Origin of the sequence: Azospirillum sp. ST 5-10 (genome assembly GCF_051225715.1) — a bacterium.
Taxonomy (GTDB): Bacteria; Pseudomonadota; Alphaproteobacteria; order Azospirillales; family Azospirillaceae; genus Azospirillum.
Genome location: NZ_JBPJSP010000015.1, coordinates 74,526 through 97,797, shown reverse-complemented (window position 1 = coordinate 97,797; position 23,272 = coordinate 74,526). Strand labels below are relative to the sequence as shown.

Genomic DNA, 23,272 nt, shown 5'->3' with positions numbered 1-23,272 from the left:
CGGAGCAGGACCACGCTCAGTGGTGCTCGTGCTCGCGCGCCGGCTCGGCCGCCGCGGCGGCGCCCGCCTTGGCGTCGAGCGCCATCTTGATCACCTCCGGCAACGCCGGGACGCGGAAGATGCGCACGCCGCAGGCGTTGTGGATGGCGTTCAGGATGGCCGGGTGCGGCGCGGTGAGCGGCGCCTCGCCGACGCCGGCGGCACCGAAGGGGCCGAGCGGCCGCGGCGTTTCGAGATAGAGGATCTCGATGTCGTCGGGCACGTCCTTCGGATAGGGGATGCCGCAGTCCCGCAGGGTGTTGTGGAGCTCCAGGTCCTCGAAGTCCTCGCTGAGGGCGAGGCCGATGCCCTGGGCCAGGCCGCCGTAGATCTGCCCGTCCACGGTGGTCCGGTTGATGATGGTGCCGACGTCGGCCGCGGTGGTGAACTTCACCACGCGCGCCTTGCCGGTCTCCAGGTCGACCTCGACCTCGGGCATGAACACTTCGTACATGTAGACGGGGAACGGCGCCCCTTGGGCGGTGTCGGGACTGCAGTCGCTGCACGCCGCCGCCACCCACGTGCCGTCGTAGACCAGCGGGATGTTCTCGGCGACCATCTCGTCGTAGGTCCGGTAGGTGCCGTCGGGCTTCCTCATGGCGTTGAGCAGCATCTCCGCCGCCACCCGGGTGGCGTTGCCGGTGAAGACGTTGGAGCGGCTGCCGCCGGCCGGGCCGGAGTTCGGGCCGAAGGTGTCGTTCATCACCAGCCGGATCTGCTCGGGCCGGACGCCGGCGTGGCGCAGCACCTCGTGCGCCATGGTCAGGGTGCCGAGGTCGGCACCCTGGCCGTGGTCCTCCCAGGCGTTGTAGACGGTGACGCCGGCGGCGGTCAGCTCGACCCGGGCGTTGGAGCTGTCGGGGCCGTCAAGGCCGCAGCCGTAGATGCCCAGCGACAGGCCGACGCCGCGCTTGACCGTGTCGGTCGACAGATCACGGCAACGTTTCTTCGCCTCCTCGTACTTCGGCCGCAGCAGGTCGAAGAGCTGCTTGAGCACCAGCACGTCCGGCTTCTGCCCGGTCGGCGTGGTCGAGGTCTCGTTGTAGAGGTTCTTGTAGCGGAACTCGAACGGGTCCTCGCCCATCTTCTCGGCCAGCATGTCGATGGCGGTCTCGGACGCCAGGAAGGATTGCGGCGAGCCGTAGGCGCGGAAGGCGGAGCCCCAGGCGTGGTTGGTCGCGACCGTCCGGCCATGGCCGCGGATGTTCTCCAGATGATAGCCGGCCCCGGTGAACTGGGCCTGGCGCAGGGTCACCAGGTCGCCGAACTCGGAATAGGGGCCGTGGTCGAGCCACCAGTCCGTCTCCATCGCCGTCAGCTTGCCGGCGGCGTCGCAGGCCAGGCGGATGTTGATGTTGGCCGGGCTGCGTTTGCCGGTGTAGGTGATGTTCTGGTACTGGTCGTAGACCAGCGAGACCGGCTTGCCCGTCGCCAGCGCCGCCACGCCGAGCAGCGCCTCCATGGTCGGCGAGAACTTGTAGCCGAAGGTGCCGCCGGTCGGGTTCTGGATGAGGCGGAGCTTCTCCGGCGGCACGCCGATGCCGGGGCAGATCATGGCGTGGTGCAGGTGCACGCCGATGCTCTTGGACAGGATCGTCAGGACCCCGTCGTCGTCGATGAAGGCCTCGCCGCAGTCCGGCTCGAGGTGCAGGTGCGGCTGGCGGCTGCAGTAGGTGGTGACGTCGACGGTGGCCGCCGCCGTCTCGAAGAAGGGCCTGGTGTCCTCGCCCTTGGCGACGCCCTGCTCGTAATAGGCGTTGGGCACGCCGGGATGGATCTCCATGGCGTCCGGCGCCAGGGCGGCGAAGCCCGACATGTAGGCGGGCAGGACCTCCAGGTCGACTTTCACCGCGTCGGCGGCGGCGCGGGCGTGCGCTTCGGTGTCGGCGGCGACGATGGCGATGGCGTCACCGTACTGGAAGACCTTCTCCTTGCACAGGATCGGCCGGTCCCAGCCGTCGCCCTTGTTGGTGGGGAAGGTGATCAGGCCGGTGATGGCGTTGCGCCCGCGGACGTCCTTCCAGGTGATGACCTTCTCCACGCCCGGCATGGCTTCCGCCTCGGCGGTGTCGATGCCCTTGATGAGCGCGTGCGACACCTTGGCCTGGACCAGCGCGAGGCGCAGGGTGCCTTCCGGCATGCGCAGCGCGACGTCGGCGCCGAAGTCCCAGGTGCCCGTCACCTTGGCGAGGGCCGACGGCCGGATGTAGTGGGTGCCGAGGATGGAGCCGTCCTCCTTGGCGGCGGGAACCAGCTCCTCGGCCGTCTTCTCGCCGCGCAGCACGGCGGCGGCGTCCATGACGGCGTCGACCAGCGGCTTGTAGCCGGTGCAGCGGCACAGGTTGCGGTTGCGGTTGAACCAGGCGCGCACCTCTTCCCGGGTCGGCGACAGGGTGCGGTCGAGCAGGGTCTTGGCCGACATGATGAAGCCCGGCGTGCAGACGCCGCACTGGGCGCCGCCGTGGGCCATCCAGGCGACCTGCAGCGGGTGCAGGTTGCCGGGCGTGCCGAGCCCCTCGATGGTGGTGATCGCGGCGTGCGGCGCCACCTTGTCGACCGGGGTCATGCAGGCGCGGACCGGCTTGCCGTCGATGATGACGGTGCAGGCGCCGCACTGGCCGTCCTCGCAGCACACCTTGCAGCCGGTGAGCAGCATCTGCTGGCGCAGGACGTCGGCCAGCGACGCATCCTTTTCGGCCACGACCCAGCGTTCGACACCGTTGACGTTCAAAGGAATGCGCTTCATGGGTTCCTCTCCGATGGGAAGGGCGAGACCGACGTGCCCGTCTCGCGCGGGCTGGTTTCCACCGCCGGACAAGGCGGTCACGCCGCGTGGCGGTCCTCCGGCGCCGGTGCCGCGGCCCCGTGCGGCCGCTTCGCCCCGGCGCCACCGCCGCCACCGACGCAGTCGGCCATCGAGCGCATCAGCGGACGGACGGCTTCGGCGTCGCGGAGGTGGGCGATCATCTCGGCCGCGATGGCGACCGCGATCTCCTCCGGCGTGTCGGCGCCGATGGGCAGGCCGAGCGGCGCGTGGACGCGGGCGAAGCGCTCCGCCGCCACGCCCTCGGCGCGCAGCTTGTTGAAGACGGTGAGGATCTTGCGCTTCGATCCGATCATGCCGATGTAGCCGGCCGGCGTGCCGAGGGCCCAGGCGAGCACGTCGGCGTCGAAGGCGTGGCTGCGGGTGGCGATGACGATCAGCGACCGCGCGTCGGGGCGCAGCCCGCCGGTGATCGCCGCCAGTTCGCCGGCGTGCACCTCCCGGGCGTCGGGACAGCGGTCCCGGTTGGCGAACTCCGGGCGGTCGTCGATCACCTCGACCTCCAGGCCGATCATGCGGGCGAGCCGCGCGGTGACGACGCCGATGTGGCCGGCGCCGAAGATGTAGGCGACGGCGGCCGGACGGATCGCCTCGACGAAGATGTCGAGGCGGCCGCCGCACACCATGCCGGTGTCCATCAGCGGGTTCTCGTGCAGGTTGAGGGACAGCATCTGTGACCGGCCCGACGCCAGCACGTCCCGCGCCGCGGCGATGGCGTAGCCCTCCGCGGCCCCGCCGCCGACGGTGCCGACGATGGAGCCGTCCTCGCGCACCAGCATCTTGGCGCAGGAGTAGGAGGGGGTGGACCCCACCACGTTGACGATGGTCGCCAGCGCACAGGAGCGTCCCTCGCTGCGCTCGCGGATGAGTTCCTCGTAGACGTCCATGACCGTTCCTCCCGCGCCTCGTCGGTGTTGCGTGCGGCCGGGCGGCGTTACGCGGCCGCCGGCATGCAGGCGCCGTTCGGGCAGACGTCGGCGCACTGCGGGGTGTCGTAGTCGCCCTCGCACTCCTTGCATTTCTTGGGGTTGATGCTGAACAGCTTGCCCTTGTGGGTGATCGCCTGGTTGGGGCAGACGTCCTCGCAGGAGCCGCAGGCGCTGCACAGTTCCGCGTCGATTCGATAGGCCATGGCCTTCCTCCATTTCCCGCGTGCCCGCAGGAGCGTCAGCGCTCCGTGCAGGAGACGCAGGGATCGATGCTGTTGACGATGATGGCGATGTCCGCGACCTTGGCGTCGCGCAGCATGAAGCGCAGGGCGTCCCAGTTCATGAAGCTGGGGACGCGCCACTTCAGCCGTTCCGGTTGCGGGGTGTCGTTGGTCTTGAGGTAGTAGATCAGCTCGCCGCGCGGCGCCTCGCAGCGGGTCACCGCCCGCCCGGCCGGGACGTCGGGCTGCTCGCCGACGTTGACCGGGCCGTCCGGCAGGTCCCTGAGGCAGGCGCGCACCAGCTCGATGGCGTGGCGCGCCTCGTGCAGGCGGATCATCGCCCGCGACCACACGTCGCCGTCGCCGCGCGTGCGGACGTCCAGCGGCAGCCGGTCGTAGGCGTGGTAGGGCGCCACGCTGCGGACGTCGTAGGCGATGCCGCTGGCCCGCGCCACCGGCCCGACCACGCCGCAGGCGACGGCGTCGGCCTCGCCCAGCACGCCGATGCCGCGGGTGCGCCGCAGGATCGAGCCGTTGTCGTGGTAGGTCGCCTCGATGGCGGCGACCTCGGGGGCCAGCCGGTCCAGCGCCGCGGCGAGGTAGCCGGTGGTCTCGGCGTCGAGGTCGTAGCGCACGCCGCCGATGCAGATGGCGCCGAGATCCATGCGGTTGCCGAACACCGTCTCCTTGATGTCCTGGACGATCTCGCGCACCTGCATGACGTGCATGAACAGCGTCTCGTAGCCGACGAGGTGCGCCAGCACCGCCACGTTGAACAGGTTGGAGGCGACGCGCTTGACCTCCGCGGCGACGACCCGCAGGTAGGCCGCGCGCTCCGGCACCGCGATGCCGGCGATCCGTTCGGCCGCCATGGCGAAGGTCTCGGGATGGCTGTTGGAGCACAGCGAGCAGATGCGCTCCGTCAGCACGACGTTCTGGAAGAGCGAGCGCTTGGTGGCGAGGTACTCGACGCCGCGGTGGACGTGGCCGGCGTTGATGTCGACGTGGGCGACGGTCTCGCCGTCGACGTCGATGCGGAAGTACATCGGCTCCTCGAGCGCCACGTGCAGCGGCCCGACGGGAATCGTGTAGGTGGCGGGAGCGGCGGCGGTGGTCATGCGGCACCTGCCTTCGCCGTGTCCATGACCCTGGCCCACAGCTCCTTGGTGCTGGTGGCGTTGACCAGCGCGGAGAAGGGCACCAGGCGTTCGAGCACGGCCGGGTCGATGGAGGGGTCGATGAACAGGCGGCGCGGATCGGGATGGCCGCGCACGGTCAGGGCGTAGGTCTCCATGATCTCGCGCTCCGCCCAGTCGGCGGTGCGGAACAGCGGCGTCAGGGAATCGACGAAGTCCCCCGCGGCGACGAAGACCACGACGGTCAGGGTGTCGCCGGCGAGGTCGAAATGGTAGGTCATCTCGTAGGAGGTGCCGTCCATCGGCGTGCCGCCGAAGGTCCGCGGCGGCTCCACGGCCCCGGCCGCCCCGGCCCCGCCCTCCCCGTCCGGCTCCCCCTCCGCCTCCTCCTCCTCGTCCGCCTCCGGCGGCGCCGGCGGCTGCGATCCGGCGATCATCGACAGGCGCGCGTCCAGTGCCCGCAGGGCGAGCGCCACCGGCACCAGGTCGTCCTTGTCGGCAAGCTCGCACCAGGCGACCGTCACGCCGTTGCCGTCGGTGTCGGCGGTGAAGGCGATGCCCCCGGGCGCCGCGACGCGCAGGCGGGCCTCGATGTCCTCGGGAAGTCGCGTGGTCATCAGCGTGCCCTCCGGCTCTTCAGGAAGGCGGCGCGGCATTTCGGGCAGAGCGTGCGAAGCTGCCCGATGTCCTCCGCCGTCAGCGGCGGGCTGGCACGGCGCACCACCGGCGCGGTGGCCAGCGCCTTCGCGCCGCAGCCCGTGCAGACCTGGTTGGGGATGAGGCCGTGCTCGACGAGCGCGAACTTGCCGTCCTGCCGGTGGGCGAGGTGCCAGTCGGCGGTCTGGTGGATCGCCTTGGTCGGGCAGTGGAAGGCGCAGTTGCCGCAGAAGACGCAGGTGTCGTGCCAGCAGTCGAAGGTCATGCCCTCGGGCGTGCGGGCGAAGCGGATCGCCCCGGCCGGGCACATGCGCTCGCACATGCGGCAGCCCTCGCACTGCTCCACCTCGAAGGCGACGCGGCCGCGCAGGCGGGGCGGCGTCGGCGCCGGAGCGAAGGGGAACGGCTCGGTGTAGGGGCCGTGCCGGAGATTGCGGACAAACAGGCTGAAGATGTTCATCGTCGGCTCCTCACAGCCGGTCGCGCCAGATGGCGACGGCCTCGGCGATCCCCTCGATGATGGCGTCGGGCCGCGGCGGGCAGCCCGGGACGTTGACGTCGACGGGGAAGTAGCGGTCGATCGGCGCCAGCACGGCGTAGCTCTCGCGGAAGATCCCGCCGGAGATCGGGCAGACCCCGACCGCCACCGTCACCTTGGGATCGGGAACCTCGTCGAAGACCCGCCGGGCGGCGTCGAGGACGTGGCGGGTGAGCGGTCCGGAGATGAGGACGATGTCGGCGTGGCGCGGGCTGCCGCAGTAGCGGCAGCCCAGCCGCTCGACGTCGTAGCGCGGGATCAGCGCCGTCGTCGCCATCTCGACGTCGCAGCCGTTGCAGGAGCCGGCGTTGATCCGGTAGATCCACGGCGACTTCGCCGCGATGGTCTTGAGCGTCGCGAGCACGGACATCTCGGGTCCCTCCCCTCACATCGCGACCACGGCCGCCAGGCTCGCCGCGGCGAGCAGCAGCGGCCACTTGAAGAAGAAGGCGAAGGCCTGGTCGATGCGCATGCGGCCGGCCGAGACGCGCACCAGGGTGACGCCGCCCAGCATCAGCACGGTCATCTCCACGAGCCAGCCCGCCAGCGCCCCGGCGCCGTCGAGGGGCAGCGGCAGGAACAGCGCGATGCCGAGGCCCAGCACCACCACCGCCTTGACCGCCGACATCGCCTTGAAGAGGCCGAGCACCGGGCCCGAGTACTCGAGCAGCGGGCCTTCCAGCACCTCGGTCTCCGCCTCCGGGATGTCGAAGGGGACGATGCCGAGGTTGGCCGGCAGGAACAGCGCGAAGGCGGCGACCGCCGGCCACATCACCGGGTCGAACAGGTTGGCGCCGTGCGCCCGCTGGTGGGCGACGATCTCGCCGAGCGAGAAGGTGACGATGCCGCTCTCGGCGCCCGTGCGCAGCGCCACGGCGACGGCCACCAGGACGATCGGCCCCTCGTAGGCGAGCATCATGACCATCTCGCGCGAGAAGCCGATGGCGCCGTAGGGCGAGCCCGAGGCCGAGCCGGCCACCATCAGGGCGATGCCCGGCACCATCAGCAGGTAGAGGACCACCAGCAGGTTGCCGAGCGCCGGGTCGGGCGTGTAGAGGCCGGCGATCGGCAGCAGGGCGGCGGCGGCCAGCATCGACACGAGCCCGGCGAGCGGCGCCCCGAAGAACACGGGCCCGCACGCCGTGACCGGTTCCATGGTCCGCTTGAAGCCGAGCTTCACGAGATCGTAGAGCGGCTGCAGCAGCGGCGGCCCGACGCGGCCCTGCAGGCGGGCGGCGAAGCGCCGGTCGACGCCCTTGAGGGCGAGGCCGAGGGCGAGGGCGAAGAGACCGCCCGGGAACAGCAGCGTGGCGAGGATGACCGCGAGCGGCGTGGACATGTCCGTTCCTCCCTCAAGCCTGGCGGTGGCCGCCGAAGCGCCGGCCGGCGAGCCAGCCGCGGATGGCGCCGTCGGCGGACTCGAACAGGCCGGCGGCGACGACCCGCGTCCGCTCCGCCGGCAGGTCGCCGACGCCGCACTCGTGCATCGTGCTGCGGACGATCCCGCTGCGGCGGCCGAGCCGCAGCCACGGCACCAGGGCCAGGCCGAGGAGCAGCAGGACCACCGTCAGCAGGCCCGGATGCCACCCCTCCGCCCCCGGCAGCGGCCCGGTCAGGGTGGCGGCGACCGGCGTCAGGCCCAGCTCGGCCTGGATGGCGGCGATCGGCACCAGCAGCAGGCCGGGGAACAGGCCGACGGCGACGCCGGCGGCGGTCAGCACGGCCATCGGCACCAGCATGGCGGGCGGCGCCTCGCGGGCGGCCAGGGCCCGTTCGGTGGGGGCGCCGAGGAAGGCGGCGTGGGCGAACTTCAGCACCGCGGCGAGGGTGAACAGGCTGGCGATCATCGCCGCCGCGCCGAGGAACCAGTGGCCGGACCGGAAGGCCGCCTCGAAGATCAGCCATTTCGACGCGAAGCCGTTGAGCGGCGGCAGGCCGGACAGCGACAGGCCGGCGAACAGGAAGATGGCGAAGGTGACGGGCATGCGCCGGCCGAGGCCGCCCAGCTCGTCGAGCTGCGTGGCGTGGCTCTGCACCATCACCGCGCCGGCCACCAGGAACAGCGTGTCCTTCAGCAGCATGTGGTTGACGAAGTGCATCAGCCCGGCGGCCACCCCCAGCGAGGTGCCGAGCGACAGCGCCATCAGCACGTAGCCGAGCTGGCAGACCGTGGAGTAGATCAGCAGCCGCTTGATCCCGCTCTGCACCACCGCCATCGCCCCGGCGTAGAGGATGGTGGCCCCGGCGATCGCCGAGATCGCCGCCAGCAGCAGCGGCTGGCCGCCCACCGTGCCGCCGAGGCGGGTGAAGACGGCGGCGCCGCCGAACAGGACGAAGAGCTTCAGCACACCCCACGGGCCGCTCTTCAGCAGCACCGCCGAGATGTAGCCGGAGACCGGCGTCGGCGCCTCGGCCGGGTGCATCTGCCAGTCGATGCGCACCGGCAGCATCGCCGCCTTCATGACCAGCCCGAGGAACACCAGGACCACCGCCGGGGCGACCGCCTCGACCGGCAGGACGGCGAGTGCCGCGCCGACCGCCCTCAGCTCCAGCGTCCCGGTCCGCGCCGCCAGCAGGGCGATGCCGAGGAACATCAGGCTGGCGCCGGCGGTGTTGAAGAGGAAGTACTTGAAGCCCTCGCGCCGGGCCGCCGCGGTCTCCTCGTGGACGATCGCCGCCCACAGCGCCCAGCCGCTCATCAGCTCCCAGAAGAAGAAGAAGCTGAAGAGGTCGGCGGCGGCGGTCAGGCCGAGCAGCCCGGCGATCATCACCAGGAAGGCGGCGTAGAAGCGGGGCTGCGCATGGCCCTCGGCGAGGTAGGCGGTGGCGTGCAGCATGTTGAGCGCGCCGACACCGGCGATCAGCAGGGCGAAGCCCAGCGAGAGCCCGTCGTAGCGTCCGGCCTCGACGGCCACCGCGCCGACCGCGGCGACGAGGACCAGGACGGCGAGGCGTCCCGACCACGCCACCGACCGGCGCCCGACCAGCAGCACCGCCACCGCACCCGCCATCACCAGGGCGGCGGCCAGCGGCCAGGCCGCGCCGAGCTCGGGCAGGACCGCCGGGGCGAGGCCGCCGCGCGCCGCCACCAGGGCGCCGACCGGGGCGACCAGGTCGAGCTGCCAGCCCGGGGCCAGACCGCCGAGGAGGATGGCGGCCGCCAGCACGCCCATGGCGGCCAGCATCGAGGCCGGCGACTCGGTCACGCCGCCGCGCCCCGCGTAGGGCTGGTAGAACAGCACGGACAGCACGCGGGTGTAGTAGAAGACGGCGATGAAGCCGCCGAGCAGCAGCACCGCGGCGGCCACGACGTGGCCCGCCTCGGCCGCGGCGTAGATCATCAGGAACTTGGAGACGAAGCCGGCGAAGGGCGGCAGGCCCATGATGGCGACGGCGGCCAGCGCGAAGGCGCCGGCGGTGACCGGCATGACGCGCCCCAGCCCGGCGAGGTCGTCGATGCGACGCAGGCCGGTGCGCAGGACGAAGCCGCCGGCGGCGTAGAACAGCAGCGTCTTCATGGCGGCGTGGTTGGTGACGTGGAGCAGCGCCGCGTCGGTCGCCAGCGCCGTGCCGAGGCCGAGCACCAGCGCGATCTCGCCGACCTGCGCCAGGGTGGAGTAGGCCAGCATGCGCTTCAGGTCGGGCTCGACCACGGCGCGGATCTCGCCGAACAGCAGGGTAGCACCGCCCAGCACCACCAGCGCCGTCGCCGCGTCGATCCCGGCGGCGGAGAAGCGCGCCAGCGCCGCCGCCCCGAAGACCACGTAGAGGACCTTCACCATGCCGAAGACGCCGGCCTTGGTGAGGATGCCCGACAGCGGGCCGGACACCGCGGACGGCGCCTGCGGATGGGCGACCGGCAGCCAGGCCTGGAAGGGCACCAGCCCGGCCTTGACCGCGAAGCCGACGAAGAAGCAGGCGACGGCCAGCAGCCCGACCGGCGGCGGCACGGAGTCGACCGCACCGGCCAGCGCCGCGAACTCGAAGGAGCCCACCTCGGCGTGCACGAGGAGGATGCCGAAGTGCATGACGTAGGCGCCGGCGGCGCACATCAGGAAATAGAGGAAGCCGGCCCGCAGCGCCTTCGGCGTCTGCTCGTGGATGACCAGGAAGTAGGAGGTCCAGGTCATCAGTTCCCAGAAGACGTAGAAGTTGCCGAACTCGTGCGCCGTCGCCAGGCCGAGCATCGAGCCGGTCATCAGGAAGGCGAAGAAATAGTAGCGGTTCGTCCATTCCATGCGGGCCATATAGCCCCGGGAATAGACGATCATGACGGCGGCGACGGCGGCGAACAGCAGGGCGAACAGGCGCGAGGCGGGGTCGAGGGTGGTGTCGGCGGCGACCACGACCACCGTCGCGACGGCCAGCAGGATGGCCGCGGGATCGCGCAGGCGCGGCGCGAGGCGGCCCAGCGCGTAGATCAGGAAGCCGCCGACGTAGGGCACCAGCACGAGCGTCGCCCAGGGCGATTCGAACTCCGGCACCGCCGCCGTTCCGGCCACGCCGGCGATCTGTTCGGCCAGGTGCTGGAACGGCTTCGGCCACAGGCTGACGACGATGGTGACGAGCGCCAGGACCACCGCCAGGGGCATGGCGCCGCGCGGGCCGGGCTCCAGCGCCACGCGGCGGTCGGGCTGCTCGAAGCACACCTTCTGGATGAGCAGCATGTAGTAGACAGCGGCGACGACGGTCGCCACGGTGCCGACCGCCGCCAGGGCCCACTGGCCCTGCTCGATCGCGGCGTAGAGGATCAGGAACTTGGAGAAGGAGCCCTTGAAGGGCGACAGCCCCATCACCGAGAACATGCCGAAGCCGAACAGCGTCGTCGCCAGCGGCATGCGGCGCGCGCTGCCGGCGAGGTCGTCGAGGCTGGAGGAGCCGGTGCGGCGGATCAGGTACCAGCCGGCGACCACCACCAGCCCCCGCATCACCAGCTGGTTGCCGACGTGCAGCACCGCACCGGCCTCGCCGGCCGGCCCGCCCAGGCCCAGGCCGATCAGCACGTAGCCGACCTCGGCGACGGTGGAGACGATGACGACGCGGGGAAGGTTGGGCAGGCTGGCCAGCGCGGCGGCCTCCCCGAACAGCAGGAAGATCGCGCCCATCCAGGCCAGAGCCATGGGATCGACGGCGGTGATCGCCAGCATCGCAGCCTCCCTTCGCGTCGAACGCGGTGCGAGTCTGTCGGGAGGTTAGGCGCTCCGGCCGGAAAGTCTGTCCGCCAGCCGACAGCACGGTCGCGTCGCGCTGTCGGCTTGCCGACACCATGGCGGCGGCGGCCGTCTATACTGGGGGCCGGGCCGCCCCCGGGGCGGCGCCGGCGAAGGGAGGCGACCCGTGCACGAGACGGCCATCGTCGAGGGCGTGATGCGCATCCTGATGCAGAAGGCCGACGAGCACGGGATGGACCGCATCCTGTCGGTCCGCCTGAGGATCGGCCGGCTGCACGGGCTGGACCATCGCCAGTTGCGGGGGTGCTTCGACATCTTCGCCGAAGGAACGCCGGCGGACGGGGCGCGCCTCGTCATCGACGAGATCCCCATCACCGCCCGCTGCCGCGCCTGCGACCGGCCGTGGGAGGTGGCGGGCTACCGCTTCGTCTGTCCCGCCTGCGGCGCCGCCGACGCCGAGGTGACGGGCGGGCGGGAACTCTACGTCGAGAGCTTCGAGGGGCGGCGCGCCGCCGAGGACGACGCACAGGGAACGATGGCCGCGGAGCCGTCCGCCCGTTGACGCCGGCGGCGTGCGCCGCGTGCCGCCGGCGCCCCGTCAAGATCCTGAACAGTGGCCGTCAAAATCCGGCGCACCGCGAGGGCGCGCGGTTCCTGGACCGCGCGCCGGGCGCCGACGCCACTGTGCCGGATCGCCGACACGCCGATCGCCGACCGCCCGGCACCGCCCCCTTCAATTCCCTTATTCCATAGGGGGTATCCGCTTTGGCGTGGTGCTTGCAGTGCGGTCCCTGCGCGAAACGCACCGCACGCACAGCCGCGGTGGCGCGGTCTTCCGACCGCCGTTCCGGCAGGACAGCGCCGCAGGCGATCCGTCCGTGCCGGTGGGCCGCGCCACCACGACGTTGCCAGCATCAGGAACGACCATCATGGACTCTCTTCTCCCCGACACGGCGCTGCCGACGCTCGGGCCGCCCGGCATCATGGAGAACGTCACCTACGACGAGCTGCATCTCGGCCGTTCGGCGAGCCTGGAGCACACGGTCACCCGGCGCGACATCGTGCTCTTCGCCGCCGTCTCCGGCGACGTGAATCCCGCACATCTGGACCAGGAGTACGCCGATGCGTCCATGTTCCACGGGGTCATCGCCCACGGCATGCTGTCCGCCGGGTTCATTTCCGCCGTCCTCGGGACGACGCTGCCGGGCCCGGGCACGATCTATCTGAGCCAGGACCTGCGCTTCTGCCGCCCGGTCAAGCCCGGCGACCGGATCACCGTCACCGTCACGGTGGTGGCGAAGGACGACGAGAAGAAGCGCGTGACGCTGGACTGCCGCTGCGTGAACCAGGGCGGCAAGGACGTCGTCACCGGCACCGCCCTCGTCATCGCGCCGGTCGACAAGATCCTGCGCCAGCGCCCGCCCCTGCCGGAGCTGCAGCTCCTCAACCATGACGGGCACGAGGCGCTGCTCCAGCGCTGCCGCGACCTGCCGCCCATCCGGACGGCGGTCGCCTATCCCTGCGACGAGGTCTCGCTGCGCGGTGCCGTCGAGGCCGGCCGGCGCGGCCTGATCGTCCCCATTCTCGTCGGCCCGCGGGCGACGATCCAGGCCGTCGCCGATCGGTGCGGGCTCGACCTCGCCGACCTCGCCATCGTCGAGGCCGGCAACGACCGTTCGGCCGCCGCGGCCGCCGTGGCGTTGGCGCGGGACGGCAAGGCCGACGCCGTGATGAAGGGCAGCCTCCACTCGGACACCCTGCTCGCCGAGGTCGTCCGCCGCGACACCGGGCTGCGCACCGGGCGCAAGATCAGCCACGTCTTCGTCATGCACCCGCAGGGGCGCGAGACGCCGCTGCTGGTGACCGACGCGGTCGTCATGATGTTCCCGACCCTCGAAGACAAGGTGGACATCACCCAGAACGCCATCGATCTGGCGCACGCCCTGGGCCTGGAGCGGCCGCGCGTCGCCGTGCTCTCGGCGGTCGAGACCGTCAGCCCGAAGATCCCCAGCACCCTCGACGCCGCGGCGCTCACCGTCATGGCGGCCCGGGGCCAGATCAGCGGCGCCGTCGTCGACGGGCCGCTCGCCTTCGACAACGCGGTCGACCCCGACGCGGCGCGCATCAAGGGCATCGCGTCCGAGGTGGCCGGCTGCGCCGACATCCTCGTCGCGCCGAACTTCGAGGCCGGCAACATGATCGCCAAGGAACTGTCGAAGCTCGCCCGTGCCGACGGCGCCGGCATCGTGCTCGGCGCCCGCTGCCCCATCATCCTGACGTCGCGGTCCGACAACGAGCGCTCCCGCGTCGCCTCGTGCGCCGTCGCGCTGATGCTCGCCCACGCCGAACGCCGGGGCTGACCCCACCCTCCGCCCTCCTCCGCGACCATGTCCGGTCGTCAATCCTTCCTCTGAACAGGCTCTCGACCGAGAGCGGGAGAACACGAACATGCCCGACACGTCCCTTTCCACCCTGTCCCCCAACCCGGCGCTGTTCAGCCTCGCCGGCAAGAAGATCCTCGTCATCGGCATCGCCAACGAGAATTCGATCGCATGGGGATGCGCCAAGGCGTACCGCGCGCTGGGCGCGGACGTCGCCGTCACCTACCTGAACGACAAGGCGGAACGGTTCGTCCGCCCGCTCGCCGAGCAGATCGGGGCGCCGATCATCGCGAAGGCCGACGTCACCCGGGACGGCGAACTCGAGGCCGTCTTCGAGGAGATCGGCCGCACCTGGGGCCGCCTGGACGGCCTGCTGCACTCGATCGCCTTCGCCCCCATGGCCGATCTGCACGGGCGCGTCACCGACTGCTCGCGCGACGGCTTCATGCTGGCCATGGACGTCTCGTGCCATTCCTTCATCCGCATGACGAAGCTGGCCGAACCGCTGATGCCCGAGGGCGGGTCCATCCAGACCGTCAGCTATCTCGGCGCCGACAAGGTGGTGGAGAACTACAACATCATGGGGCCGGTGAAGGCCGCCCTGGAGAGCGTCACCCGATACCTGGCCGCCGAGCTCGGGCCGAAGGGCATCCGGGTCAACACGCTGTCGCCGGGGCCGCTGATGACCCGCGCCGCCAGCGGCATCGGCCACTTCGACGAGCTGATCGCCAAGGTCACCGCGCGCGCGCCGACGCACCAGCTGACGACGATCGACGAGGTCGGCGCCTTCTCGGGCTTCTTGATGACCGAGGCGGCCCGCTCGGTGACCGGCGAACTCCACTACATCGACGGCGGCTACAACACCGTCGGCTGAAGCGCCGGGGGCGGGCGGCACCGCTTCGCCCCCGCCCCGGCGCGCCTCGAGCACAATGGAGCCTTGCGGCGCTTCGCCGGCCGGGACCGAACCCGGCCGGCGAAGCGATTCGCGTTGGCGGTCCGGCCGGCACGCCGGCCGACGCCATCCCCGGACCGCCGGCGCCGCGGCAATCCGCCACGGGCCGGCGGTCCGGGGATGGCACCGCCCGGCCGGCACGGTCCGCCCCCGCTCCGTCAAGATCCCGAACAGCCCCTGTCAAAATCCGACGCACGGCGGCGGCATGGAATTCCGCGGTTGCGGGCCGCACGCCCGAGCCACTGTGCCGGATCGCAGACACGCCGCTCCCCGCCCGTCCGACGGCGGCGCTTCAACCCCTTATCCAATAAGGATTAGCCGTTTTGGCTTGGTGCTTGCAGTGAGATGTCTGCGCGAAACGCACCGCTCGCACAACGGTGTTGGCGTGGCCCTAGACCCGTCCCGGCGGGACAGCGTCGACGGCGATCCGTCCAGACCAGTGGAAAGCAGCAGTCACGGCACGCCGTGACCGCGCGGCGTTCCGATGCCGTGGCGCGCACCCGACCCTCACGACATTCGAGGACAAAAAAATGAAGAACAGAAGCGCCCTTGTTACGGGTTCCACCAGCGGCATCGGCCTGGCGACCGCCCGTGAACTCGCCCGCCGCGGGTGCAACGTGATGCTCAACGGCTTCGGCGACGCCGGGGAGATCGAGCGTCTGTGTGCCGAGATCGCGGCCGAGAGCGGCGCCAGGATCGTCTACTCCGGCGCCGACCTCAGCCGCCCGGCGGAGATCCGCGCCATGCTGGCGCAGGCCGTCGACGCGCTGGGACCGCTCGACATCGTCGTCAACAACGCCGGCACCCAGCACGTGGCGAGCGTGCAGGAATTCCCCGACGAGAAGTGGGACCTGCTGCTGGCGGTGAACCTGTCGGCCGCCTTCCACATCATCAAGGCGACGGTGCCGGCGATGATCGAGCGGAAATGGGGCCGCATCGTCAACACCTCCTCGGTGCTGGGTATGGTGGGCGCCCCGCACAAGCCGGCCTACGTCGCCACCAAGCACGGCCTGATCGGCCTGACCAAGTCGGTCGCCATCGAGGTGGCCGAGCACGGCATCACCTGCAACGCGGTCTGCCCCGGCACGGTGCTGACCGGCATCATCGAGAAGCAGTTGGCCCAGCAGGCCCAGGTCACCGGCCTGTCGCAGGAGGAGGTCATGAAGACCGTGTTCCTGCAGAACATGCCGACGCGCAAGTTCATCCCGGCCGAGCACCTGGCGGCCACCATCGCCTTCCTGTGCTCGGAGGAAGCGGGCTCCATCACCGGCGCCACCTTCGCCGTGGACGGCGGCTACACGGCCCATTGAGGCGTCCCGCGTCGCCGCGCCGACCGACGGGTCCGCGGCCGGCCCGGCACCGCCCCGGCCGCCCGCGATCCGCCGTCCCACCACCGGTGGAGGTCAAACATGAGCTTCTTGGTCTGCATCCTCTCGCTCGCGTTCCTGATGTACGTGGCCTACCGGGGCTTCAGCGTCATCCTGTTCGCGCCGATCGCCGCGCTGGGCGCGGTGCTGCTCACCGATCCCGCCAACATCTTGCCCGTCTACAGCGGCCTCTTCATGAGCAAGATGGTGGTCTTCGTCGAGAACTACTTCCCGATCTTCCTGCTGGGCGCCGTCTTCGGCAAGCTCATCGAGATGTCGGGCTTCGCCCAGTCGATCGTCACGGCGGTGCTCCGCCTGATCGGCCGCGAGCGCACCATCCTGGCGATCTGCATCGTCTCGGCCCTGCTGACCTACGGCGGCGTCTCGCTGTTCGTCGTCGTCTTCGCGGTCTACCCCTTCGCCGCGGCGATGTTCCGCTCGTGCGACGTGCCGAAGAACCTAATCCCGGCCACCATCATCTTCGGCGGCGCCACCTTCACGATGGACGCCCTGCCCGGCACCCCGGCGATCCAGAACATCATCCCCACCACCTTCTTCCACACCACCATCTACGCCGCCCCCATCCTCGGGCTGATCGGCGCCTTCTTCATCTTCAGCAGCGGCTTCATCTATCTGGAGTGGTCCCGCCGCCGCCTGATGGCGAAGGGCCAGGGCTATGCCGCCACCTGCGAGCTGCGCGAGGAGCCCGAGCGGGTGTCCGAGGAGAAACTCGTCAACCCGTGGCTGGCGATCAGCCCGCTGGTCCTGGTCGGCGTGCTCAACCTGGTCTTCACCAAGATGCTGCCGGTCTGGTACCCGGCCGAGATCGCCGTGACCATGAACGCCATCACCAAGCCGTTCACGGTGAAGCTGGCCGGCGTCATCGGCATCTGGTCGGTGGAGATCTCACTCGGCATCGCCTGCCTGTTCCTGGTCGCCGTGTCCTTCAAGACCCTGAAGGAGAAGTTCTCGGTGGGCAGCAAGATGGCGGTCGGCGGCGCCATGCTGGCGACCATGAACACGGCGACCGAGTACGGCTACGGCTCGGTGATCGCGGCCCTGCCCGGGTTCATCGTCATCCGCGACGCCCTGACCTCGATCCCCAACCCGCTGCTCAACGAAGCCATCACCATCAACGCGCTCGCCGGCATCGTCGGCTCGGCGTCGGGCGGCATGGGCATCGCGCTCGCGGCGATGGCCGACAGCTTCATCGCCACCGCCAACGCCGCCGGCATCCCGCTGGAAGTGCTGCACCGCGTCGCCTCCATGGCCAGCGGCGGCATGGACTCGCTGCCCCACAACGGTGCGGTCATCACCATCATGGCCGTGTGCGGCCTCAATCACAGAGAAGCCTACCCCTACATCTTCGGCATCGTCATCTGCAAGACCCTCGCCGCCTTCGCCATCATCGGCGTCTATTACCTGACCGGCTGGGTCTGATCTCCAACAACACCGTCTCGCAAGAAAACCCCACCAGGAGACAACGACTATGAGCAAGCTCGTCATCACGGCGGCCATCACCGGCGGCGTCCACGTGCCCAGCCTGTCGCCGTACTTCCCGCACACCCCGCAGGCGGTGGTCGAACAGGCGGTCGGCGCCGCCAAGGCCGGGGCCGCGGTGGTCCACATCCACGCCCGCGACCCCAAGGACAGCCGTCCCAGCAGCGACGTCCAGGTGTTCGAGGACATCTGCAGCGCCATCCACAAGCAGTGCGACGTCGCCATCTGCGTCACCACCGGCGGCGGGCTGGGCATGACGCCGGAGGAACGCCTCAAGCCGGTCACCGTGCTGCGCCCCGAGCTGGCGTCCTTGAACGCGGGATCGATGAACTTCGCCATCCATCCGCTGGCCGCCAAGGTCAAGCAGCCCATGTTCGACTGGGAGATCCCCTACCTGAAGTCGACCGAGGATCTCGTCTTCCCCAACACCTTCCACAGCCTCAACGTCTTCTCCAACACCATGCAGGACATCGGGACCAAGCCGGAGCTCGAGGTCTACGATGTCGGCATGATCAACAACATCCGCTATCTGATCGACACCGGCGTGCTGAAGACCCCGGTCTACATGCAGTTCGTCATGGGCATCCTGGGCGGCATGCCGGCGACGCCGGAGAACCTGCTGTTCCTGGTCGAGACGGCGCGCAAGACGATCGGCGAGGGCAACTTCGTGTGGTCGTGCTGCGCCGCCGGCAAGATGCAGATGCCGCTGCTCTGCCTCGCCATGACCTTGGGCGGCAACGTGCGGGTCGGGCTGGAGGACAACCTCTACATCGGCCCGGGCCGTCTCGCCCGCAGCAGCGCCGAGCAGGTGGAGAAGATCTCGCGCATCGCCAAGGAGCTGAACCACGAGATCGCCGGCCCGGACGAGGCCCGGCAGATCCTCGGGCTCAAGGGCCGCGCCGCGGTCGGCTGGGCCGAACGCCTCTGAACGGGCGGCGCTCGATTTCGACCCCTCCGGTCACCGAGGAACACCACCGGCGAACGCCCGTGCTCCCGGCAGGACACGGGCGTGGCGCCCTTTTCACCGGAAGAACGGGCTTTTTTCAAAATCGCGGCAGAAAGGATCGGCCATGAAAAAGGTGATTTTGCTGGAGGAGGCGGTCGAACGCATCCCCAGCGGTGCCGTGCTGATGATCGGCGGCTTCATGGGGGTGGGCTCGCCCCTGCGGCTGATCGACGAGTTGGTGCGTCAGCGCAAGAGCGGGCTGACGGTGATCGCCAACGACACCGCGTGGCCCAACGTCGCCATCGGCAAGCTGGTCTGCGAGCGCCTGGTGGCGCGCGTGGTCGCCAGCCACATCGGGCTCAACCCGGAAACCCAGAAGCAGATGATCCAGGGCGACATCCAGGTGGAGCTGGTGCCCCAGGGCACGCTGGCCGAGCGCATCCGCGCCGGCGGCTTCGGCCTGGGCGGCGTGCTCACCCCCACCGGGGTCGGCACGGTGGTCGAGGAGGGCAAGCGCACCGTCGAGGTCGACGGCCGCACCTTCCTGCTGGAGACGCCGCTCAAGGCCGACGTGGCCCTGGTGGCGGCCAAGCGCGCCGACTACCTCGGCAACCTCGAATACGCGCTGACCGCGCGCAACTTCAACCCGCTGATGGCGATGGCCGCCACGACGGTGATCGCCGAGGCCGAGGACATCGTGCCGGTCGGCGTCATCCCGCCCGACGCCGTGGTCACCCCCAGCGTCGTCGTCGATCACCTCATCGCCAAGGAGCGTCGTCATGGATGAGAAGACCCTGATCGCCAAGCGCGTGGCGCTGGAGCTGCGCGACGGCAACCTGGTCAACCTCGGCATCGGCCTGCCGACCCTGGTGGCGCGCCACCTGCCGCCCGGCGTCGACGTCCTGTTCCAGTCCGAGAACGGCGTCGTCGGCATGCAGGCGTTGCCGGAGCCGGGCCTGGAGGACGACGACCTGACCGACGCCGGCGGCAGCCCGATCGGCGCCGTGCCCGGCGCGGCGGCGTTCGACAGCGCCATGTCGTTCGGCCTGATCCGCGGCGGCCACCTCGACGTCACCGTGCTGGGCGGCCTGCAGGTGGACCAGGCCGGCCAGCTCGCCAACTGGATGGTTCCGGGCAAGATGGTGCCGGGCATGGGCGGCGCCATGGACCTGGTGTCGGGTGCGCGCCGGGTGATCGTCGCCATGACCCACACCGCCAAGGGCGCGCCCAAGATCCTCAGGCGCTGCACCCTGCCGCTCACCGCGGTGCGCCGGATCGACCTGGTGGTCACCGAGCTGGCGGTGATCGAGCCGACCGGCGACGGGCTGGTCCTCAAGGAGACCGCCCCCGGCGTCTCCGTCGACCAGGTGGTTGCCGCCACCGAGGCGGAGCTCATCGTCCCGGCCGACGTGCCGGTCATGCCCGTCGGCTGAGCGTCCGCCCGGCCGAGCCTTCCGAGAGTCAGGAGACCATTCCATGCCTTGCGCCCCCACCCCGCCCGTGGTGGTCGACGTTCCCGTGACGCTGCGGATCGAGGTGGCCTTTCCCGGCCCCGTCGCGTCCGACGCGCCGACCCTGGCACAGTCGATCGCCCATCACGCCGCGGAATTCTTCGCCCACGCCAGCCACGCCGAGATCCGCGCGTTCAACACCGTGCGCGGCCTGCACGACGGCGGCACGGGCGAGGTCCGCCGCGTCACCAGCATCCTGCACGACACCGCACCCGCCGCCTGAGGAGGCCATCGACATGGACGCTATCGTGATCGCGGGCGCCGCCCGCACGCCGATCGGCGCGTTCAACGGCGCCTTGAGCACCCTGCCGGCCCACGCGCTCGGCGAGGTGGTCATCCGCGAGGCGCTGACGCGCGCCGGGACCGACCCGGCCGAGGTGACGGAGGTCATCCTCGGCCAGGTGCTGACCGCCGGCCAGGGCCAGAACCCGGCGCGGCAGGCGGCGGTCAACGCCGGCATCCCGGTGGAGAAGAGCGCCTTCGGCATCAACCAGGTCTGCGGGTCGGGGCTGCGCGCGGTGGCGCTCGGCCACCAGGCGATCCGCGAGGGCGACGCCGAGGTCATGGTGGTCGGCGGCCAGGAGAGCATGAGCCTGTCGCCCCACGTCATGCACCTGCGCACCGGCACCAAGATGGGCCCGGCCGAGCTGGTGGACACCATGATCAAGGACGGGCTGTGGGAGGCCTTCCACGGCTACCACATGGGCACCACCGCGGAGAACGTGGCCAAGGCCTACGGCTTGACCCGCGAGGCGCAGGACGCCTTCGCCGCCGCCTCGCAGCAGAAGGCCGAGGCCGCCATCACCGCCGGTCGCTTCCGCGACGAGATCGCCGCGGTGACCGTCAAGGGCCGCAAGGGCGAGGTGGTGGTCGACACCGACGAGCATCCCAAGTTCGGCACCACCGTCGCGGCGCTGGCCAAGCTGCGCCCGGCCTTTTCCAAGGACGGCACGGTGACGGCTGGCAACGCCTCGGGGATCAACGACGGCGCCGCCGCGCTGGTGCTGATGACGGCGGGCAACGCGGCGCGGCGCGGCGTCGAGCCGCTGGCGCGCATCGCCTCCTGGGCCGCTGCCGGGGTCGATCCGGCGATCATGGGCACCGGGCCGATCCCGGCCAGCCGCAAGGCGCTGGAGAAGGCGGGCTGGACGGTCGACGATCTCGACCTGGTGGAGGCCAACGAGGCGTTCGCGGCGCAGGCGCTGGCGGTCAACAAGGACCTCGGCTGGGACCCGGCGAAGGTCAACGTGAACGGCGGCGCCATCGCGCTGGGCCACCCCATCGGCGCGTCGGGGGCGCGGGTGCTGACCACCCTGCTGTTCGAGATGCGGCGGCGCGACGCCCGGCGGGGCCTCGTCACGCTGTGCATCGGCGGCGGCATGGGCGTCGCCATGTGCGTCGAACGCGGCTGACACCGGGAGGCCGAAGCTCTGACACACGCCTTGCCCCACCCTCCCGCGTCACCGGGGAGGGTGGGGCAAGGCGTGTCCGGCGCTTCGGCTCACCGGCGTGACACGCGTACGCCCCGCTCCTCCCGCTTCCCGGGTCAGGACGGCTCCGCCGCGTCGAGCGGAATGCCGTGCTTGCGCAGCTTGGCGTAGAGGTTGGTGCGCGACAGCCCGAGGGTCCGCGCGGCTTCGAGCTTGTTGCCCTTCGTCTCGTCGAGCGCCGCCCGGATGAGGGAACGCTCCAGGTCGTCGATGGCGTCGGCGAGCGGACGCCGGCCGTGCGGCGCCGGCGGCGGCAGAGCGTCGGCGTGGGGAAGGATGTCGACGAAGTCCTCGGCGGCGATGTGCTCGCCGTCGGTGCGGACGTACACCTGTTCGATCACGTTGGCCAGTTCGCGGATGTTGCCGGGCCAGTCGTAGCCATGCAGCACGTCCAGCGCCGACGGGGTGAGGTTGCGCATCGGCTGGTCGAGGCTGGTCGCCGTCCTCTCCGAGAAGAGGGAGGCGAGGATCTCCAGATCCTCCTTGCGCTCCCGCAGGGGCGGCAGGTGGAGCGGGAAGACGTTGAGCCGGTAGAACAGGTCGGAGCGGAAGGCGCCGCTCTTCACCATGTCGGCCAGCGGCCGGCTGGTCGCCGCGATGATGCGGACGTCGACCTTGACCACCTGGTTGGAGCCGAGCGGCTCGACCTCGTGCTCCTGGAGCGCGCGCAGCAGCTTGGCCTGGAGGGCCAGCGGCATGTCGCCGATCTCGTCGAGGAACAGCGTGCCGCCGTGCGCGAGCTGGAACTTGCCCGGCCGCATGTGCTTTCCCGCACCGGTGTACGCGCCCGGCGCCACGCCGAAGCACTCCGCCTCCAGCAGGTTCTCCGGGATGGCCGCGACGTTGAAGCCGACGAAGGGGCGGTCGACCCGGTCCGACGCCGCGTGCACGGCGTGCGCCACCAGCTCCTTGCCCGTCCCGGTCTCGCCCAGCAGCAGCACCGGCGAGGTGATCTGGCCGGCCTTGCGGACCAGGCGCTTCAGCTGGAGCATCGCCGGACTGAAGCCGACGAGGTTCTCCGCCGTGTACTTCGACGTCCGGGTGGCGGCCAGCTCCTGCTCCATGCGGGCGAGGCGCGACTGCAGCTTGTTGAAGCGGTCGGCGATGGGCCGGAGATAGGGAAAGCCGTTCTTCAGGGCGAAGGAGATGGCGCCGATCACCTCGCCCCGCTCGTCGCGCAGGGGCAGGCGGCTGATCAGCAGCGTGTGCTCCCCGTACTGCATGATGTCCAGCGGCAGGGAGCGTCCGGTCTCCACCACCTCGCGCATTCGGCTGTGGGGGATCAGGCGTTCCACCGGCATTCCGACCGCATCCTCGATGGAGTGGATGCCCAGCAGCGCCTTCTGCTTGTCGCTGAACCACACGTGCCGGTCGTTGAGCCAGACGATGCGCGCATCCCTGTCGATGAGGAGCGCGCCGTCGATCATCTCGTCGATCATCCCCAGCAGAGCGCGCGCCGCAGCAAATTGTTCGCTCACTTCCGTCGGCATAGCGCGTCCTTCCGCATCCGGCCCGTCAAAAGCCCGGTCAGTATCCGTCAATATTCGGCACACGTCGATGGCCCAGAATTCTTGGGATGGCGCACTGTACGCCCGAGCCCCTGTGCCGGA

General features: G+C 70.7%; 20 protein-coding genes. 10 read left to right on the top strand and 10 right to left on the bottom strand.

Annotated features, from left to right (window positions below; all coding sequences use genetic code 11):
- Positions 1–16: 16 nt before the first annotated feature.
- From ACSBPG_RS17710 to ACSBPG_RS17670, 9 genes are all read right to left on the bottom strand, one after another.
- Positions 17–2,785 (bottom strand): molybdopterin-dependent aldehyde oxidoreductase, encoded by a 2,769-nt coding sequence (locus ACSBPG_RS17710; protein WP_435538523.1) that lies wholly within the window; start codon positions 2,783–2,785, stop codon positions 17–19.
- Between the two features lie 77 nt (positions 2,786–2,862).
- Positions 2,863–3,750 carry an XdhC family protein gene (locus ACSBPG_RS17705; RefSeq protein ID WP_435538522.1) on the bottom strand — a complete coding sequence of 296 codons (888 nt, stop codon included), beginning with the start codon at positions 3,748–3,750 and terminating at the stop codon, positions 2,863–2,865.
- A 47-nt stretch (positions 3,751–3,797) separates the two neighbouring features.
- Positions 3,798–3,995 (bottom strand): 4Fe-4S binding protein, encoded by a 198-nt coding sequence (locus ACSBPG_RS17700; RefSeq protein ID WP_435538521.1) that lies wholly within the window; start codon positions 3,993–3,995, stop codon positions 3,798–3,800.
- Between the two features lie 35 nt (positions 3,996–4,030).
- Positions 4,031–5,131: a nickel-dependent hydrogenase large subunit gene (locus tag ACSBPG_RS17695; protein WP_435538520.1), complete on the bottom strand. Its 1,101-nt coding sequence runs from the start codon at positions 5,129–5,131 to the stop codon at positions 4,031–4,033.
- Positions 5,128–5,766, bottom strand: a complete 639-nt coding sequence (locus ACSBPG_RS17690; protein WP_435538519.1) for an NADH-quinone oxidoreductase subunit C — start codon at positions 5,764–5,766, stop codon at positions 5,128–5,130. Before ACSBPG_RS17690 ends, ACSBPG_RS17695 begins: the two co-directional genes overlap by 4 nt.
- Complete coding sequence (locus tag ACSBPG_RS17685; protein WP_435538518.1) at positions 5,766–6,266, bottom strand: 4Fe-4S binding protein; 501 nt, start codon at positions 6,264–6,266, stop codon at positions 5,766–5,768. Before ACSBPG_RS17685 ends, ACSBPG_RS17690 begins: the two co-directional genes overlap by 1 nt.
- Before the next feature lie 10 nt (positions 6,267–6,276).
- The gene (locus ACSBPG_RS17680) at positions 6,277–6,714 is read right to left on the bottom strand and encodes an NADH-quinone oxidoreductase subunit B family protein (RefSeq protein ID WP_435538517.1); all 438 of its coding nucleotides are present in this window, start codon (positions 6,712–6,714) and stop codon (positions 6,277–6,279) included.
- A gap of 15 nt (positions 6,715–6,729) precedes the next feature.
- Positions 6,730–7,683, bottom strand: a complete 954-nt coding sequence (locus ACSBPG_RS17675; RefSeq protein WP_435538516.1) for a respiratory chain complex I subunit 1 family protein — start codon at positions 7,681–7,683, stop codon at positions 6,730–6,732.
- Positions 7,684–7,696: 13 nt separating this feature from the next.
- Positions 7,697–11,491 carry a proton-conducting transporter transmembrane domain-containing protein gene (locus ACSBPG_RS17670; protein WP_435538515.1) on the bottom strand — a complete coding sequence of 1,265 codons (3,795 nt, stop codon included), beginning with the start codon at positions 11,489–11,491 and terminating at the stop codon, positions 7,697–7,699.
- 190 nt (positions 11,492–11,681) lie between these two features.
- Here ACSBPG_RS17670 and hypA point away from each other — a divergent pair, with 190 nt between their 5' ends.
- The 10 genes from hypA to ACSBPG_RS17620 all read left to right on the top strand — a co-directional run bounded on the left by hypA (position 11,682) and on the right by ACSBPG_RS17620 (position 21,584).
- Positions 11,682–12,077 (top strand): hydrogenase maturation nickel metallochaperone HypA, encoded by a 396-nt coding sequence (hypA, locus tag ACSBPG_RS17665; RefSeq protein WP_435538514.1) that lies wholly within the window; start codon positions 11,682–11,684, stop codon positions 12,075–12,077.
- A gap of 367 nt (positions 12,078–12,444) precedes the next feature.
- Complete coding sequence (locus tag ACSBPG_RS17660) at positions 12,445–13,875, top strand: bifunctional enoyl-CoA hydratase/phosphate acetyltransferase (RefSeq protein ID WP_435538513.1); 1,431 nt, start codon at positions 12,445–12,447, stop codon at positions 13,873–13,875.
- Positions 13,876–13,963: 88 nt separating this feature from the next.
- Positions 13,964–14,770 carry an enoyl-ACP reductase FabI gene (gene fabI, locus ACSBPG_RS17655; RefSeq protein WP_435538512.1) on the top strand — a complete coding sequence of 269 codons (807 nt, stop codon included), beginning with the start codon at positions 13,964–13,966 and terminating at the stop codon, positions 14,768–14,770.
- A gap of 608 nt (positions 14,771–15,378) precedes the next feature.
- Positions 15,379–16,158, top strand: coding sequence for a 3-hydroxybutyrate dehydrogenase (locus ACSBPG_RS17650; RefSeq protein ID WP_435538511.1), 780 nt, complete (start codon positions 15,379–15,381; stop codon positions 16,156–16,158).
- A 99-nt stretch (positions 16,159–16,257) separates the two neighbouring features.
- Positions 16,258–17,655 carry a GntP family permease gene (locus ACSBPG_RS17645; RefSeq protein WP_435538510.1) on the top strand — a complete coding sequence of 466 codons (1,398 nt, stop codon included), beginning with the start codon at positions 16,258–16,260 and terminating at the stop codon, positions 17,653–17,655.
- A 49-nt stretch (positions 17,656–17,704) separates the two neighbouring features.
- Positions 17,705–18,643: a 3-keto-5-aminohexanoate cleavage protein gene (locus ACSBPG_RS17640; protein ID WP_435538509.1), complete on the top strand. Its 939-nt coding sequence runs from the start codon at positions 17,705–17,707 to the stop codon at positions 18,641–18,643.
- A gap of 142 nt (positions 18,644–18,785) precedes the next feature.
- Entirely contained in the window at positions 18,786–19,448 is a 663-nt protein-coding gene (locus tag ACSBPG_RS17635; RefSeq protein WP_435538508.1) for a CoA transferase subunit A, read from the top strand.
- The gene (locus tag ACSBPG_RS17630) at positions 19,441–20,094 is read left to right on the top strand and encodes a 3-oxoacid CoA-transferase subunit B (RefSeq protein ID WP_435538507.1); all 654 of its coding nucleotides are present in this window, start codon (positions 19,441–19,443) and stop codon (positions 20,092–20,094) included. The genes ACSBPG_RS17635 and ACSBPG_RS17630 overlap by 8 nt, the downstream gene beginning before the upstream one ends.
- A gap of 43 nt (positions 20,095–20,137) precedes the next feature.
- Entirely contained in the window at positions 20,138–20,395 is a 258-nt protein-coding gene (locus ACSBPG_RS17625; RefSeq protein WP_435538506.1) for a hypothetical protein, read from the top strand.
- Between the two features lie 13 nt (positions 20,396–20,408).
- A complete protein-coding gene (locus ACSBPG_RS17620) occupies positions 20,409–21,584 on the top strand; it encodes an acetyl-CoA C-acetyltransferase (RefSeq protein ID WP_435538505.1) in 1,176 nt (391 codons plus the stop codon).
- A gap of 134 nt (positions 21,585–21,718) precedes the next feature.
- Here ACSBPG_RS17620 and ACSBPG_RS17615 read toward each other — a convergent pair whose 3' ends face one another.
- Positions 21,719–23,152, bottom strand: coding sequence for a sigma-54 interaction domain-containing protein (locus ACSBPG_RS17615; protein WP_435538504.1), 1,434 nt, complete (start codon positions 23,150–23,152; stop codon positions 21,719–21,721).
- Positions 23,153–23,272: the final 120 nt, after the last annotated feature.